This window comes from Methylorubrum podarium (assembly GCF_040270385.1).
Lineage (GTDB): Bacteria > Pseudomonadota > Alphaproteobacteria > Rhizobiales > Beijerinckiaceae > Methylobacterium > Methylobacterium podarium.
On the sequence record NZ_JBELQE010000094.1, the window covers coordinates 1 to 16,208 of the forward strand.

Annotated in this window: 11 protein-coding genes; 7 read left to right on the top strand and 4 right to left on the bottom strand. The window is 72.0% G+C overall.

What is annotated here, in order from left to right:
- Window positions 1–111: 111 nt before the first annotated feature.
- The 6 genes from ABS772_RS18735 to ABS772_RS18760 all read left to right on the top strand — a co-directional run bounded on the left by ABS772_RS18735 (window position 112) and on the right by ABS772_RS18760 (window position 6,383).
- The gene (locus tag ABS772_RS18735; protein WP_350396327.1) at window positions 112–528 is read left to right on the top strand and encodes an HIT domain-containing protein; all 417 of its coding nucleotides are present in this window, start codon (window positions 112–114) and stop codon (window positions 526–528) included.
- Between the two features lie 10 nt (window positions 529–538).
- The gene (nudC, locus tag ABS772_RS18740; protein ID WP_350396328.1) at window positions 539–1,498 is read left to right on the top strand and encodes an NAD(+) diphosphatase; all 960 of its coding nucleotides are present in this window, start codon (window positions 539–541) and stop codon (window positions 1,496–1,498) included.
- Between the two features lie 146 nt (window positions 1,499–1,644).
- Window positions 1,645–2,487, top strand: a complete 843-nt coding sequence (gene trpA, locus ABS772_RS18745; protein WP_350396330.1) for a tryptophan synthase subunit alpha — start codon at window positions 1,645–1,647, stop codon at window positions 2,485–2,487.
- 136 nt (window positions 2,488–2,623) lie between these two features.
- Window positions 2,624–3,544 carry an acetyl-CoA carboxylase, carboxyltransferase subunit beta gene (accD, locus tag ABS772_RS18750; RefSeq protein WP_238254910.1) on the top strand — a complete coding sequence of 307 codons (921 nt, stop codon included), beginning with the start codon at window positions 2,624–2,626 and terminating at the stop codon, window positions 3,542–3,544.
- Window positions 3,545–3,718: 174 nt separating this feature from the next.
- The gene (locus ABS772_RS18755) at window positions 3,719–5,044 is read left to right on the top strand and encodes a bifunctional folylpolyglutamate synthase/dihydrofolate synthase (RefSeq protein ID WP_238254911.1); all 1,326 of its coding nucleotides are present in this window, start codon (window positions 3,719–3,721) and stop codon (window positions 5,042–5,044) included.
- 430 nt (window positions 5,045–5,474) lie between these two features.
- Window positions 5,475–6,383 (top strand): outer membrane protein, encoded by a 909-nt coding sequence (locus ABS772_RS18760; protein WP_238254912.1) that lies wholly within the window; start codon window positions 5,475–5,477, stop codon window positions 6,381–6,383.
- Between the two features lie 186 nt (window positions 6,384–6,569).
- Here ABS772_RS18760 and trxA read toward each other — a convergent pair whose 3' ends face one another.
- Window positions 6,570–6,890, bottom strand: coding sequence for a thioredoxin (gene trxA, locus ABS772_RS18765; protein ID WP_012456650.1), 321 nt, complete (start codon window positions 6,888–6,890; stop codon window positions 6,570–6,572).
- 334 nt (window positions 6,891–7,224) lie between these two features.
- Here trxA and ABS772_RS18770 point away from each other — a divergent pair, with 334 nt between their 5' ends.
- Complete coding sequence (locus ABS772_RS18770; protein WP_350396331.1) at window positions 7,225–8,520, top strand: PQQ-dependent sugar dehydrogenase; 1,296 nt, start codon at window positions 7,225–7,227, stop codon at window positions 8,518–8,520.
- Between the two features lie 6 nt (window positions 8,521–8,526).
- Here ABS772_RS18770 and ABS772_RS18775 read toward each other — a convergent pair whose 3' ends face one another.
- Genes ABS772_RS18775 through addB form a run of 3 tightly spaced genes read right to left on the bottom strand, consistent with a single transcriptional unit; the run spans window position 8,527 to window position 16,165 of the window.
- Entirely contained in the window at window positions 8,527–9,564 is a 1,038-nt protein-coding gene (locus tag ABS772_RS18775) for a hypothetical protein (protein ID WP_350396332.1), read from the bottom strand.
- A gap of 41 nt (window positions 9,565–9,605) precedes the next feature.
- Complete coding sequence (gene addA / locus ABS772_RS18780; protein ID WP_350396334.1) at window positions 9,606–13,031, bottom strand: double-strand break repair helicase AddA; 3,426 nt, start codon at window positions 13,029–13,031, stop codon at window positions 9,606–9,608.
- Complete coding sequence (gene addB / locus ABS772_RS18785) at window positions 13,028–16,165, bottom strand: double-strand break repair protein AddB (RefSeq protein WP_350396335.1); 3,138 nt, start codon at window positions 16,163–16,165, stop codon at window positions 13,028–13,030. The genes addA and addB overlap by 4 nt, the downstream gene beginning before the upstream one ends.
- Window positions 16,166–16,208: the final 43 nt, after the last annotated feature.

The following is a 16,208-nucleotide window of genomic DNA, read 5'->3' on the forward strand; positions in this document are numbered from 1 at the left end:
CTCTGCCGAAAACCGGCCGCCACTTTTCGGGCCGGTGCCGGTCTCCCGCCTCGCACCGGCTCTGCCGAAAACCGGCCGCCACTTTTCGGGCCGGTGCGCTAGATCCCCGGCATGACCGACGCCTTCTCCATCGATCCGCGGCTCGCCGCCGACACCCACCCCGTGGGCGATCTCGCCCTGTGCTCCGTCCTGCTGATGGACGACGCGCGCTTTCCCTGGCTGATCCTGGTGCCGCGGCGGCCGGGCTTGAGTGAGCTCACCGACCTCGCCCCGGAGGAGGCAGGCCTCGCCTTCGAGGAAATCCGTCTCGCGGTCGGGGTCGTGCAGGCGCTCGCCCGGCCGGACAAGGTGAACGTGGCGAGCCTCGGCAACGTGGTGCCGCAGCTTCACATCCACGTCGTCGCCCGCTTCCGCTCGGACCCGGCCTGGCCGGGGCCGGTCTGGGGGGTCGGCGAGCGCAGCCCCTATCCGCCGCACGCCCGCGCCGCCCTGCTCGAACGGGCCGCCGCCCTGTTCGTGGCCGCCTGAGGCGCACGCCATGACCGGCTCGCCCGACACCACCGGCCGGGACGCGCTCGCCTACGCCGCGAGCCGCCTCGTGCGCCACTCCGCCGAGTTCGGTCCGCCCCCCTCCCTCGCCGGGGCCGGACCGGAGGCCCGCCTCGTGCTGATGGCGGGCGAGGCGGTGATCCTGCGCGCCGACCCGCACCTGACCGGGACGGCCCTCCTGACACCGGACGAAGCGGAGCGGGCGGGCGAGCGCGCCGTCGAGATCTTCCTCGGCCGGGTCGAGGAGCGGCCGGTCTTCGCCGGCGCGGTCACGGAGGAGGCGGCCTCCCTGTTTCCGGCGCCCGGCTACCGCGCCCTCGACCTGCGCGCGCTCGTCGGCGAGGGCGCGGTCGCCCGCGAGGAGCAGGGGCTCATCGCCACCGCCAAGTCGCTGCTGGCCTGGCACGCGCGGCACCGCTTCTGCGGCAATTGCGGCAGCCCCACCGTCGTCGCCGCCGGAGGCTTCCGGCGGGAATGCGGAGGGTGCGGGCTGCACCACTTCCCGCGCACCGATCCGGTGGCGATCATGCTGGTGCGGCGGGGCGATGCCTGCCTGCTCGGGCGCGGCCCGCACTTCAAGCCGGGGATGTATTCCTGCCTCGCCGGCTTCATCGAGCCCGGCGAGACGGTCGAGGACGCGGTGCGCCGCGAGACCCGCGAGGAGACCGGCGTCGCGGTCGGCGCCGTCGCCTATCACGCCTCGCAGCCCTGGCCGTTCCCGGCCTCGCTGATGATCGGCTGCGTGGCGGAGGGGCTCACGGAGACCGTCCGGACCGATCCCGACGAGCTGGAGGATGCGCGCTGGTTCTCGCGCGCCGAGGTGGCGCGGATGATCGCGGGCGCTCACCCGGAGGGGCTGACCGTGCCGCCGCCGACGGCCATCGCCCACCTGCTGCTGCACGACTGGGTCGAGGGCGTCATCGCCGCCGCGCCGCGTCCCCAGGCGTGAGCGCCGCGCGCTCGCGCTTCACGGACGCGAGCGGATGGTGTAGGCGCCCCCACTTGGCCGGGAAACCAGCCCTGCGCGGCGGCCCGGTCCCGGGGACGCCGCGTCCCGGGCAGCAAAGGCCGGACGTGCCGCCGGGAGCGAGAACCATGACCGCCCGCATCGATGCCGCCTTCGCCCGCTGCCGCGCGGAAGGACGGGCCGCCCTCGTCACCTACGTCATGGCGGGCGATCCCGATCCGGAGACCTCGCTCAGAGTGCTCGAAGCCCTGCCGAAGTCCGGCGCCGACATCGTCGAGTTCGGCCTGCCGTTCACCGATCCCATGGCCGACGGGCCGGCGATCCAGGCGGCGGGCCTGCGGGCGCTGAAGGCGGGCCAGGACCTGAGCGGCACGCTGGCCCTGGTACGCCGCTTCCGCGAGGGCGACGACCGGACGCCCGTGGTGCTGATGGGCTACTACAACCCGATCCACACCTACGGCGTGCCCCGCTTCCTGGAGGATGCGCAGGCCGCCGGCATCGACGGCCTCATCGTCGTCGATCTGCCGCCGGAGGAGGACGAGGAACTCTGCCTGCCGGCCCGCGAGAAGGGCCTCGCCTTCATCCGCCTCGCGACCCCGACCACCGACGACCGGCGCCTGCCGGCCGTGCTCGCGAACACGGCGGGCTTCGTCTACTACGTGTCGATCACCGGCGTGACCGGCACCGCCACCCCCGATTTCGGTAAGGTCTCCCAGGCGGTCGGCCGGATCGCGGCGCAGACCGACCTGCCCGTCGTCGTCGGCTTCGGCGTCAAGACCGGCGCGCACGCCGCCGAGATCGCCCGCGGCGCCGACGGCGTGGTGGTCGGGTCGGCCCTGGTCGACGCGCTGGCCCGCAGCCTCGAACCCGGCGATCGCGCCGGCGACGGCACGGTGGAGGCGGTCGCCGGCCTCGTGCGCGAGCTGGCCGAGGGCGTGCGCAGCGCCGTCAAGGCGCCGGCCGGAGCCTGAGCGTCCCTCATCCGCCGCTTCCCGCCCGCGGGCGCCTCGATCCGGGAATGCCGTCGGCATCAGGGCTTGGCATCGGGGCGGCGGCGATCCGATATCAGCATGCAAGTGAACGCGGTCAGACAGGGAGTCCGACGCCATGGTCGAGCCGATGAACTGGATCTCGGAGGTCGTGCGGCCCCGGATCAAGACGCTGTTCAAGCGCGAGACGCCGGAGAACCTCTGGATCAAGTGTCCCGACACCGGCCAGATGGTCTTCCATAAGGAAGTCGAGCAGAACCACTGGGTCATCCCGGGCTCCGAGCACCATCTCAAGATGAGCGCGACGGCGCGCCTGAAGATGATGTTCGACGAGGGCACCTGGATCGACGTGCCGCTGCCCGAGGTCGCGGCCGACCCGCTCAAGTTCCGCGACGAGAAGCGCTACGCCGACCGCCTCAAGGAGGCACGGGCCAAGACCGGCATGCCGGACGCCTTCAAGATCGGCTTCGGCCGCGTCGGCGGCCTGCCGATGACGATCGCGGCCCAGGAATTCGGCTTCATGGCCGGCTCGCTCGGCATGGCCGGCGGCGAGGCCTTCGTCCGCGGCGCGGAGACGGCGCTGGAGAAGCGCACCCCCTACATCCTGTTCGCGGCCTCCGGCGGGGCGCGGATGCAGGAGGGCATCCTCTCGCTGATGCAGATGCCGCGCACCACCGTGGCCGTGCGCCGGCTCAACGCCGCGCGGCTGCCCTACATCGTGGTGCTGACGAACCCGACCACGGGGGGCGTGACCGCCTCCTACGCCATGCTCGGCGACGTGCATCTGGCCGAGCCCGGCGCGCTGATCTGCTTCGCCGGCCCCCGCGTCATCGAGCAGACGATCCGCGAAAAGCTGCCGGACGGCTTCCAGAGGGCCGAATACCTGCGCGAGCACGGCATGGTCGATCAGGTCGTGCACCGCCACCAGCTCAAGGAGACGATCAGCCGGCTCTGCGGCCTGCTGATGAATGTGCGGCAGGCCCCTGCCGGAAAGCCGCCGGCGCCGCCGGCCCCCGAGCCGCTGCCGGACGCGGCCTGAAACGCCGTCCGCTTGCTCAACGCGGCCAGCGTTCGAGCAAGCCCGCGCGGCGCTTGAGGAAGGCACCCGTCGCGCCAACGCGATGGGTGCCCGCCGGAACCGAGATCCGTCGTCCCGAAGGGATCGGTCGGATGTCGAACGAGAACAATCCGCGACAGAAGGTCTTCGCGCGAGATGGAATCCTCCGACGCGCTCATGGCGCGCTTCCTCGCCCTGCATCCGCGCACGATCGACCTGTCGCTCGGGCGCATCGAGCGCCTGCTCGCGGCCCTCAACCATCCCGAGCGGCGGCTGCCGCCGGTGATCCATGTCGCGGGCACCAACGGCAAGGGCTCGACCATCGCCTTCATGCGGGCGATCGTGGAGGCGGGGGGCTTGGCCGCCCACGTCTACACCTCGCCCCACCTCGTGCGCTTCCACGAGCGCATCCGGCTCGGGGGCATCGGCGGCGGCCATTACGTCGCCGAGGACCGGCTCGCCGACGCCTTCGCCCGCTGCGAGGCGGCCAACAAGGGCGACCCGATCACCGTCTTCGAGATCACCACGGCGGCGGCCCTGCTGCTGTTCTCGGAGAGCCCCGCCGACGTGCTGCTGCTCGAAGTCGGCCTCGGCGGACGGGTCGACGCCACCAACGTCATCGACCACCCGGCCTGTGCCGTCGTCACCCCGATTGGGCGCGACCATGCGGAGTATCTCGGCGACACCGTCGAGGCGGTGGCGATGGAGAAGGCCGGCATCTTCAAGCGCGGCTGCCCGGCGGTCATCGCCGCCCAGGACTATGCCGGCGCGGATGCCGTACTCTGCCGCCAGGCCGAGCGTGTCGGCGCGGTGCCGGTGCGGGTCGGCAACCAGGAATTCTCCGTCCACGAGGAGAGCGGGCGGCTCGTCTACCAGGACGAGACCGACCTGTTCGACCTGCCCCGCCCCCGGCTGGCCGGGCGCCATCAGTTCACCAATGCCGCCACCGCCATCGCGGCCCTGCGCGCGGCGGGATTCGGCGATATCGGCACGGCGGCCCTCGAAGCGGGCCTGCGCAACGTCGACTGGCCGGGCCGGCTCCAGCGACTCGTGCGCGGCGCGCTCGCCGAGCGGATGCCCAGGGACGCCGAGCTGTGGCTCGACGGCGGCCACAACGCCGACGGCGGACGCATCCTCGCCGCGGCGATGGCCGATCTCGGCGAGCGCAGCGACGCGCCGCTGGTCCTGATCGTCGGCCTGCTCGGCACCAAGGACGCGGAAGGCTTCCTGAAGAATTTCGTCGGCCTCGCCCGCTCGCTCATCGCGGTGCCCATCACCGGCCAGGTGGCCGCGCGGCCCGCCGAAGAGGTGGCGGGAATCGCCCGCACGGTCGGCCTCCCGGCGGAGGTCGCCCCGAGCGTCGAGGCGGCGGTCGAAGGCCTATCGGATACGATCTTCGAGCGTCCGCCCCGCGTCCTGATCTGCGGATCGCTCTATCTGGCGGGGGCCGTCCTCGAATCCAACGGCACGATCCCGACTTGACAAGATGTCCGCCCGACGAGGGCGGATCGGCGACAGACGAAGACGCCGAGTCCTGCGTCGAGGGCAACACATCGGCGGCGCGAGACGATCGAGCCGAGATCGCGAAAGCCCGGCTCGACTTGCCCGAATCTCGCGACGACGCTCCCCCGTCGAGCCGCCGCGCGGCGCTAGATCGTCATCGCCCCGCGCTCATCCTGAGCCTGGCCCGTCGATACCGTCAATCGACCGGCCGCCCCGCCCCGATGTCCTGAGAATCGGCGCGCCCAAAACCTCCGCCGTCCCGCGAAGTCTGGTTTCGGCATCGCTCGGAAGGGGTTGCAACCACTCCTCAGCCGGTTTGTCGCGCGGCGGGTGTGACCCGCCCGCTACATCTCGCGCTGAGGAAATGGTCTAGCTTGCCGGCGATCGGGTTTCTGCTGGGGATCAACAAATGAAAAAGCTTCTCACCTCTCTTGCCGCCTTCACGGCCCTGACCGCCGCCGCTTCCGCCGCCGACCTGCCGCGCCGCGCCGCTCCGCCGGTCTTCACGCCCGTCCCGGTGTTCACCTGGACCGGTTTCTACGCCGGTCTCAACGCCGGTTACGGCTTCGGCGTCGAAGACTCCCTGGCTCCGACGCAGGTTGTCACGATCGATCGCCGCGTCGTCGGCGGCCCGGTCGGCGCGATCGCCGGCTTCGCCTTCGACAACGGCGGCCGCAGCGACGGCTTCGTCGGCGGTGGTCAGATCGGCTACAACTATCAGTTCACCCCGGGCTCGGGCGTCGTGATCGGTATCGAAGCTGACGCGCAGTACGCCGACCTCGGCGGCCGCTTCGGCCGTAACGGCGGCTGCGGCACCGGCGGCATCGCCTGCGCCGTCACCCCGGGCGGCTTCGTGCAGCCGGGCGTGACCCTGATCAACCCGACCGGTCTCCAGGGCCTCGACTTCTTCGGCACCGTCCGCGGCCGTATCGGTTACGCCTTCGACCGCGTCCTGTTCTACGGCACCGGCGGCTTCGCCTACGGCAGCTTCGGTGGCGGCCGCGCCGTCGACACCGACGACTTCAAGACCGGCTACGCGGCTGGCGGCGGCGTCGAGTACGCGCTCCCGACCGACTCGTTCCTGAACTTCTTCCGCTCCTCGGCGGTGACGCTCAAGGTCGAAGGTCTGTACGTGAACTTCGACGGCAACAACAGCCGCTACGGCTTCGCCAACGCCAACGGCGTGATCGTGACCGCGACCCCGCTGGCCGCCGTCGGCCCGGGCACCTCCTCGGTCATCCTGAACAACACCGCCCGTCGCGACGTCGATTTCGCCGTCATCCGCGCCGGCCTGAACTACAAGTTCGGCAGCTACTAAGCCGAACCTCCGATAAGGGTCTCGAAACCAGGAAGCCCGGCCGCAAGGCCGGGCTTCTTGCGTTTCGAGGATCCGCCGCGGCCGCCCGCCCGGCGCTGCAGACAACGCGGCGGCCGGCGCGCATGAAAAAGCCCGGCCTCGCGGCCGGGCTGTGTCGGTCCGATCCGCCGGGAAGGCGGCGTGGCGTCAGGCGCTCGCCTGGATCCAGCGGGACAGGTCGCCCTTGGGGGCGGCACCGACCTTCTGGCTGGCGAGCTTGCCGTCCTTGAAGATCATCAGCGTCGGGATCGAGCGGATGCCGTAGGTCGAGGCGATGCCGGGATTCTCATCGACGTTGACCTTGGCGATCTTCACCTTGCCCTGGAGATCGACGGAGATCTCCTCCAGCGCCGGGCCGATCTGCCGACAGGGGCCGCACCACTCCGCCCAAAAATCCACTACGACGGGCTCGGCGGACTGCAGAACGTCCTGCTCGAAGCTCGCATCGGTCACTTTCACGGTCGCCATCGTACGTCCTTTCGACACGCGGTCCCACGCGGGCCCATGGCAGGCCCCAGCATGGTCGGCGCCTTGGAGTGGGTTCGGCGCCTCACGGTCGCTGAGAATTGGCGACGCCCCACCGCCCGGTCAAGGCGTCGCGCCCCGGCCGCGGGTCTGACGCGCCGAACCCACATGGATGGGCAGCCGCTCGTCCCCGCAATCCCCGCCCGCAATCCCCGCACCCGCGATCCCCCCGCGAAGCCGCCGCCTTCGGGCGCCTGCGGCGCCGCGACCCTCGCCGTGGGCCGCCCGCGCCCCATTTGGCGGGCAGGATCGGCGACCCGCACAAGGATCAATCGACGTGACGCGCACCCTTTCCCTTCTGCTCGCCACCGTCGCGGCCCTCGGCCTCGATGCCTCCGCCTACGCGCAAGCGCCGTCCGGCCAGGGCGGCGAGGACACGCGCGCCCCGCGCATCCAGGGCGAGTCGTTCCAGGCCCCGGCCGCGCCGAGCGCCGGAACGTCGATTGCCGAGAAGGAGCCGCCGAACACCGATTACAAGCCGCTCCTGCCGAACCAGACGCGGGCGCCCGAGCCCGCGCAGAAGGCCGAGATCGAGACCGCGGTCGTGGCGAAGGGCCTGGACAGCCCCTGGGCGATGGAGTTCCTGCCCGACGGGCGCATGATCGTGACCGAGAAGGCCGGCAAGATCCGCATCGTGGCCAAGGACGGCACGGTGGGGCAGCCGGTGGCGGGGGTGCCGAAGGTCGATTCGCGGGGGCAGGGCGGTCTGCTCGACATCGCGCTGAGCCCGAGCTTCGCGGCCGACCGCACGGTCTATTTCAGCTACAGCGAGCCGCGGGACAAGGGCAACGGCACGACGGTGGCCAAGGCCAAGCTGGTCGAGAGCGACGGCAAGGCGCGGCTCGACGAGTTCAAGATCATCTTCCGCCAGATGCCGACCTATGACGGCGACAAGCATTTCGGCTCGCGCCTCGTCTTCGCGCCGGACGGCAAGCTGTTCGTGACCGTGGGCGAGCGCTCCGACAAGCAGACCCGCGGCCAGGCGCAGGACCTGACCAGCGGCCTCGGCAAGGTCTTCCGCATCGACACCGACGGCAACGCGCCGAAGGACAACCCCTTCACCGGCGGCGAGAAGGCCAAGCCCGAGATCTGGTCCTACGGCCACCGCAACGTCCAGGCCGCCGCCCTGGACAACCAGGGCCGGCTCTGGACCGTGGAGCACGGCCCCCGCGGCGGCGACGAGCTGAACCGGCCGCGCCCCGGCCTCAACTACGGCTGGCCCGTCGTCACCTACGGCATCGAGTATTCCGGCGAGAAGATCGGCGACGGCCAGACCCAGGCCGGCGGAACCGTGCAGCCGGTCTACTACTGGGATCCGGTGATCGGCCCTTCGGGCATGGCGCTCTACGACAAGGATCTGTTTCCGGCCTGGAAGAACCAGTTCCTCATCGGCGGCCTCGTCAGCACCGGCCTCGTCCTGCTGAAGCTCGACGGCGACAAGGTCGTCACCGAGGAGCGCATTCCGCTGGAGCACCGCGTCCGCGACGTGCGGGTCGGTCCGGACGGCGCCGTCTACGCGGTGACGGAGGATGACGGCCAGATCGTCAAGCTGACGCCGAAGAAGAGCAGCTGAGGCGCCTCAGAGCCTTCCCTCACCGAGGGAAGGCCCCGCTGGCCAGACGAGGACATCATCGAACGCAAGTTCCCGCCGCATCGCGCCGCGGAGGATGGCCACGGTCAGAGCGATCGTCAGGCCCATCTGGCCATCTTCGCTCTGCCGGATGCGCTCCACGGCGTCTGCGAGCAGGGTGTCGAGCGGGATGGCATCGGGATCAGAACCCTTTGCATCAGGGTTTTCAGCGGACCGCGCGATTGCGATCGGTCCGACGAGTCGATCGCGGCGATCAGGGAAGGTGCTGTTGGGGCGTTGCGACTCGCGCGCCATCTCCCAGATTCGAAGCGCCTCCCAGAAAACGGTATCCTTCTGCGCTTCCGCGAGAATTTCGGCCATCCGCGTCTGAAAGCGCTCAGCGGAATTCCTCAGCTGTTCGGCCTGCCGAATTCGTGCAGCTCTTTCCTCTTCCTGGCGCGCCTTTTCGCGCTGCCAGTCCGCCTCCGGCAGGAACGTTACGCCCGGCTCTCGACCGTCGCGCCAGTACAGGAAGCCGGCTGCTTCGCGGCGAGCCAGTCGCAAGCGTTCGTAGAACGCCGGGGTGACGACGGCTCGGCGATCATCAAACGGCATCGGCTCCCTCTGACCGCTATCGATCCAATCAGAGATCGCAGGTTCCAATCCGTACGGCCAAGATGAGGAGCTGTGTGTCTCGCCGATTCCATGCATAAGATCATATAGAGCGAGGCGTGGATTGCGGTCGAGGAGGCCTTGGTAGCTGCCTTTCCACGCCTGCCATCTGCGAAGCAGGCCCAGGGAGATGCACTTACGATGGTTCTCTCCTGCGTTGGCAAAATTGAAAGCGCTTTCCGCTTCAATCGAAAATGGAGAAATGTAGCGCTCTATTGAAGCAAGTTGGTCGTACGTGTCGAGTGCCAATTTCTCGAACTGCTCACGCGCCTCATGCTCGTTGGCTGTCAACGAGAAGTACAATTCCAGTCTCGCACGCTGCTTCTTCAAGAACTCTTCGCGGGGGAGCCGTTCGGCTGGCACGTCATTCCGCATCCGTTTTCGTCCCGCATCGGCGGCCTCTCGTCAGAGGCTTTTCACTCCACCCGCCGCACCACGGGCCCCGAGGTCCAGACCAGCAGGGCCGTGATCCGGTGCTCGGGCCAGATCGCGGCGGCGAGCCGGGCGTAGAGCGCGACCTGCGCCGCCTCGCGCTCCGGGAGCGGCGCGTCGTCCGCGGGCGGGCGGCCGGTCTTGAAATCGCACAGGATCACCCGGCCGTCCTCCACGACGAGGCGGTCGATCCGGCCGGTGACGTCGCGCGCGATGCCATCGACGAGGATCCGCCCCGACAGGGCCACCTCGGCCCGCGCCTGCGCCGAGAACAGCGGCGCGAGATCCGGCGCCTCGATCAAGCGGAGCACCGCGCGCACGAGCTCCTTGCGCTTGCCCTCCTCCAGGGCCGGCGCGCGGGCGCGGGTGAAGCGCTCGGCAGCTTCCGCCCGGCGGGCCGGCTCGATCCGCGGCAGGTGTTCGAGGAGCAAGTGGATCAGGGCGCCGCGGCGGCGGGCCTCGGCGTCGCCCAGGCGGCGCCGGGGCTGGCGCTGGCCATCGGCCGCGCCGAGCGCACCGGAGGGACTCAGGGGCGGGGCGGCCTCGGCCTCCGGCGCGGCGTTCGAGAACAGCCAGTCCGGAACCGCTTCGGGCTCGGGCGGAGCCGTGGTCTCCGCCGCGGCGGCGAGCGCGGCGGCCGAGCCGTCGCGCCAGATCGTGACCGGCCCGTGCTCGGTCTCGACTGCCTCGCCTGGCCCCAGCCCCCGTTCCAGGCCGATGCGGACCATCTCGCACCATGAGGCCGGCGTCTCCCGCGTCGCCCCGCGATAGGGGGCGATGACGAGGTGGTCGGCCGCCCGGGTCATGGCGACGTAGAGCAGGCGGTTGTGCTCCTCCCGCGCCCGCGCCTGGAGGGCGGAGCGGGCGGCCAGCGTCGCCGCGCAATCCTGCGTCCGCCCCCCGGTCCAGACCGGCGGCAGCGGGCCGTCGGCGGCGGGGTCGAGGCCGAGCAGCGGCGGGTCGTTGCGGCCGAGCGGCTCGCAGCCGTCGATGACGACGACGACCGGCGCCTCCAGGCCCTTGGCGCCGTGGACCGTCATCACCCGCACCTCGTCGCGGCCGGCCTCCAGGTCGCGCTTGACCGAGAGGCCGCTCTTCCCGCGGCCGGGCCGCACGACGTAATCGGCCAGGAACGCGTCGAGGCAGGGGGCGTCGCCCCCGGTCTCGGCCTCCGCGGCCTGGGCGAGGAACACGTCGATGGCGTCGCCCGCCTCGCCGCCGAGCCGCGCCACCAGCCGGCTGCGCCCGCCATGGGCTCCGAGCAGGGCGGCGTAGAAGCCGAACGGGCCGTTCTCCGCGGCCAACCGGATCCAGAGCTGCAGGGCCGCGTGGCCGCGGATCGCGGCAGCGTCGCCGGCCTCCGCGTGGCGGGTCAGCGCGTCCTCCAGGGTCTCGGAGAAGGGGCGGCGGGCGGCGATGCGGGTCAGGTCGTCGTCGGTGAGGCCGACGAGCGGCGTCTTGAGCGCGGTGGCAAGCGTCAGGTCGTCGGCGGGCAGGAGCCCGGCGCGGCCGACCGCGACGAGGTCGAGCACGGCGATGTGGCCCGCCACTTCGAGACGGTCCTGGCCCGCCACCGGCACGCCGAGCCCTTTGAGCGCCCGGATCACCTCCTCGAAGGCGGCCGAGCGCTTGCGCACGAGGATGAGCACGTCGCCCGGCCGCCAGACCCGGCCGCAGGCATCGCCCTTCGTCGTCCAGGTCCTGACCGCGCGGGCGATGCGGCGGGCGACCACGATGGCCGGGGCGTTGGGCTCCGGCGCATCGACGGGGGCGGCCCAGGCATCGGGCTCCTCGGCCTCCGCCGGCTCCTCGATGCCCCACAGCTCGACCGCGCCGGGCACCCCGGCGCGGGCGGAGGCGTGGACCGTGCCCGCCGCCCCGGCATCGAAGGAGAGGCCGGCGAAGTGCTCCGGCACAGCGAACACGGCATCGACCGCCGCGAGGACGTGGCTCGCGGTGCGGAACGAGAGCCGCAGGCTGACATCGGCGAAATCGTGCCCGGCCCCCTCCGCCGCCCGGCCCCAGGCGCGGCGGGTGAGCTCGAATTCCCGCGGGTCGGCGCCCTGGAAGCTGTAGATCGACTGCTTGGGGTCGCCCACGGCGAAGCGGGTGCGGGTGAGGCCGCGCGCGCCTTCGCCTGCCGCGAACTCGGCGGTCAGCGTGCGCAGGATCTCCCATTGCTGCGGGTTGGTGTCCTGCGCCTCGTCGACGAGGACGTGATCGACGCCGCGGTCGAGCTTGTACAGGACCCAGGACGCGCCGACCCGCGAGAGCAGGTCGAGGGTCTTGTGGATCAGGTCGTCGAAGTCGAGGGCGCCGAGCCGGGTTTTCTGGGCCTCGACCCGGCGGTGGATCTCGGCGGCGAGGCGAAACAGTCCCCGCGTCCGGGCGAGTGCGCGGGCGGCGCGCAGGTCGTCGAAGAGCGGAATCAGCCGCGCCTGCTCGTCGAGCAGCGCCTGCTTGACGTCCTCCGGCACCGCCTTGGTGCCGAAGGATTTGGCCGCGCGCGGCTCGTCCTTGTCGGTGAAGAAGACCGAGCGGTAGGGCGCGAGCGCCTTGCCCGCCTCGAGGGCGGCCTGCGCCTCCACGAGCCCGTCGGCGAGCCGTTCGTCGGTGCTCCTGCCGGTCCGCAGGCGCTTCGCGATCTCCAGCCAGTCGCCGAGGCTGCTCCCTCGAAGGATCTCCGCCTCGATGGTCTCGACGCTGGCGCCGTCCCGCAGCGCCAGGGCGCGCGGCAGGCGGGCGAGCGCCGGCTCCAGGGCGCGGTGGTCGGAGAACAGGGCGCGGGTCCGCATGGCGGCGCGGATCGCCTCGCGCAGGGCATCGCCGGAGGCTTCCGCGCCGACCACGGCGAGCGCCTCGGAGAGGGCCTGATCGCCGCCGAGGATCGCGTCGGCGAGCACGTTGTCGGTCTCGATCTCGAACGCCTCGCGCGACTGGTTGTCGTCGAGCACGACGAAGCGGGCCGGCACGTTGGCCTCGAACGGGAACATGTGCAGCAGCCGCTCGCACAGGGCGTGCAGCGTCTCGATCTTGAGGCCCCCAGGCGTCTCGACGGCGCGGGCGAACAGGCGGCGGGCGAGCCTGAGGGTGTCGCGGCCGGGCCGCTCGCCGGTGAGTTCGGTGAGTTCGGCGGTCAAGGCCGCGTCGTCCAGCGTCACCCAGCGGCCGAGGCGCTGGAACACCCGGATCGACATGTTGGCGGCGGCCGCCTTGGTGAAGGTGAGGCAGAGGATGCGGCCGGGTGGCGCCCCGTCGAGGAGCAGGCGCAACACCCGGTCAGTGAGCACCTTGGTCTTGCCCGCGCCCGCATTGGCCGAGACCCAGGCCGAGAGGCGCGGGTCGGCCGCCCGGCGCTGGGCCGCCTTGGTCAGGTCATCGACGGTGAAGCCGGTCAGCGGCGCGTTCACGCGGCCTCTCCTTCACCGGCCAGGGACCATTCGAGCACGCGGGCGAGGTGGTCGTACTCGTTGTAGGCGCGAACATATTGCGGATAGGGGCGCGATGGATAGGAGGCCTCGCCGGTCATGTAGCGGGCGATCAGCCCGCGCAGGCGCTCGAGATGCTCGGCGACGATGGCCTCCACCGCCCGCGCATCGCCCGGCGGCGGCTTGATCGGGATCGGCCGGAACGGCTCGCGCCCGCCCGAGGCGTGGACGTAGAGCAGATCCGGGGGGGAGACCGCCTTCAGCCCCTCGAAGGCGCCGTGCATCAGCATCGCCGCCTCCAGGGTGAGCTGGGGCGAGAAGCCGGCGAAGACCGTGCGGTTGCTCGGCGGCGTGCCGGTCTTGAAGTCGACGATGCAGTAGCCGCCGTCGTCGCGGGCCTCGATCCGGTCGGCCCGGGCCGAGAGGGTGAAGGTCCTCTCGCCCAGAGGAATCACCAGCTTGCCCGAGCGCTCGGCGTGGATTTCGCGCAGGCCCTGCCGCTGGCTCGCCTCCCATTCGAGGAAGGCGACCGCCATCCGCTCGTAGCGGGGGAACCACTCGGCGTAGAGTTCCGGGTACTGGTCCTGGAGCGGGCCGAAGGCGTCGAGGGCGATGGCGTAGAGCAGCGTCTCCGCCCCCGCCGGCAGCGGGCCGGGATGGGCCTGCGAGAAGTCGCCGAGGATCTTGTGGATCAGGCTGCCGCGCTCGGCCGCGCCGGGCACCACGGCCATCGGCTCCAGCGCCTCCAGCCCGAGAATGTGCCGGGCGAAGATCGAGTACGGGTCGCGCACCAGGGTCTCGATCTCGGTGACGCTGAGGCGCGACGGGAACAGGTCGGGATCGGGCCGCGGCGCGGGGCGGGTCAGGCGCGGCGGCGGCGCCTCCCGGCCCCGGTCGAGAATCGCCGCGAGCCGGCGCAGGCGCTGCCCGCGGGCGATGGCGCCGGCCCAGACCGCATCGCCGCCGAAGGCGCGCAGGCGCTGGAGGAAGCGCGAGGGCACGGTCGGCGAGCCCTCGCGCTTGGCCGCGCGGGTGACGACGGCGTCGTGGGTGCCGAGGCCCTGCACGAAGTCGTGGGCGGCCTGGCCGATCCGGCGCTCCGGCGGGCTCAGGCCCACTTCGCCGCGCATCGGCCGGTTGAGGAAGGCGTCGGTGGTCTGTCGCACCGGCCAGACCGCCTCGTCGAGGCCGCCGAGCACGATCCGGTCGACGGAGAGCAGGCGCGCTTCGAGCGGCCCGAGGATGCGCAGGCGCGGATGCGCGTTCCGCTGCGCGCAGGCCACGGTGCGGTCGCGGGCGAGGGCGGTGAAGAAGGCGGCGTAGTCGGAAAACCGGCCCGGCAGCTCTTCCTGCTCGGCCGATTCGAGGTCGTCGAACAGCCCGTCGAGGGTATCGAGGGAAGGGTCGTCGATGGACTCGTCCTCCTCGACGCCGCCCATCATCCGCTCGCAGGCTTCGCGGTGCCCGGCCGCGAGCGCCACGAGGTTGCCGGTGGCGGGCTGAAGGTCGGTGCGGAAATCGTCGAGGGCGATCTCCAGCCGGTCGAGAATGGTCTCGGCGAGATCCCAGTCGATCGGCTTCAGGCGTTTCTTGGCGCGCGGCATCCGCTCGGTGGCGTTGCGCTGGAGCGCCACCGCGGCGCGCATGCCCTCGAAACTGTTCTTCGGGATCGGCGCGGGGCCGCGCAGGCCGCCGATCTCCAGGGCGGCGGCCGCGCGCACCACTTCGCTGCGGCTCAATCCCAGCCGGACGAAGGGGTGGGCCAGCAGGGCGATGACGCGGGCGGGCGCCACCTCGGCGGCGAGTTCGGCGACGAGCCGGGCGAAGCGGCCTCCTTGCGAGCGGGCAAGGCTCAGGCCCGCCGAATCCTCCGCCGCGATGCCCCAGCGGGCGAGTTCGGCGGAGACGCGCAGCGCCAGCCCGCGGTCGGGCGTGACCAGAGCCGCGGTGGCGCCGGGCGTCTCCAGGGTCTCGCGCAGCGCCAGGGCGGCGACCAGCGCCTCCTCGCGCTCGTCGGCGGCCTCGACCACGGCGAGGCCCGCCATGCCCTCCCGCGCGAGCGTCAGCCGCTCGGCCGCGTCGAGCCGGGCCCAGGCATCGGTGGTCTCGGCCGGGCGCAGCGCCTGCGACAGGAGCCGTTCCCGCGCCACCGCCTCGGGCGGGAGCGCGCCGAGGGTCTCGACCTCCGCCCGGCCGACGGCGAGCCCCCGCGGCCCGGTCAGCGCCCGCAGGATCGCCTGCGGATGGCCGTGGGCGATCTCCTCCCGCGTGCCGCCCGCGCCGTCGATCGCCTCCCAGCCCTCTTCGTCAAGGGTGAGGTCGAGCCCCGGCAGCACCACGGCGCCGCGGGGGAGGCGGGCCACCGCCGCGATCAGCCGGGCGGTGGCGGGCACCGAGCCGGTGGAGCCGGCGACGATCACCGGATCGTCCGGCCGGTCGCGAGAGAGCCGGTCGGCCTCGGCCAGCACGAGGCGGCGGGCCCGGGCGGTGGGGTCGGCGAGGGAGCGGGCGGCGAGGATCTCGGGCCAGTGCTCGGCGGCGATCCTCAGGAAGTCGAGGGTGAGGCGGAAGTAGCGGGAATGCTCGGCCTCCACCGCGGCGGCGATCTCGCTCCAGGGCAGACCCTCGACGGTGAGCGCGTCCATCAGCCCTTCGAGGTCGGCGGCGAGCGCCACCGCGTCGGCGGGAGAGGAGGGGACGATGAACGGCACCTCGTCGTCGATCGGCAGCAATTCGCGGTCCACCGACTCCGCCCATTTCTGCACGAGCCGGGCCAGGATCAGCCGCCGCTCCAGCGCGGGGATCGAGGGGTAGAGCAGGTCTTCGGGCGTCTCGAGCAGGGTGCCGGCCGAGAGGTCGAGTTCGGCCTCGTCGGCCTCGCCCAGCGGGATCATCCGCGGCAGCAGCGCCGCCCCGCCGAGGCGTTGCGCCAGCACGGTCGAGAGCGCGCGCACCGCCCGCTGCGTCGGCAGGTAGAGCGTGACCGCGGCGAGCGCGAAGGGATCGCCGCCGACCGCGCCGACGAGGCGGCCCGAGACGAGGGCGTCCGCCAGCGTCGGCAGGAACGGGGCGCCGGGGGGAATCGTGAAGACGCGGGGAGCGACGCGCGCGGACATGTTCGACGATGTGAGACCTGACGCTCGGAAGTCGTGACCGACC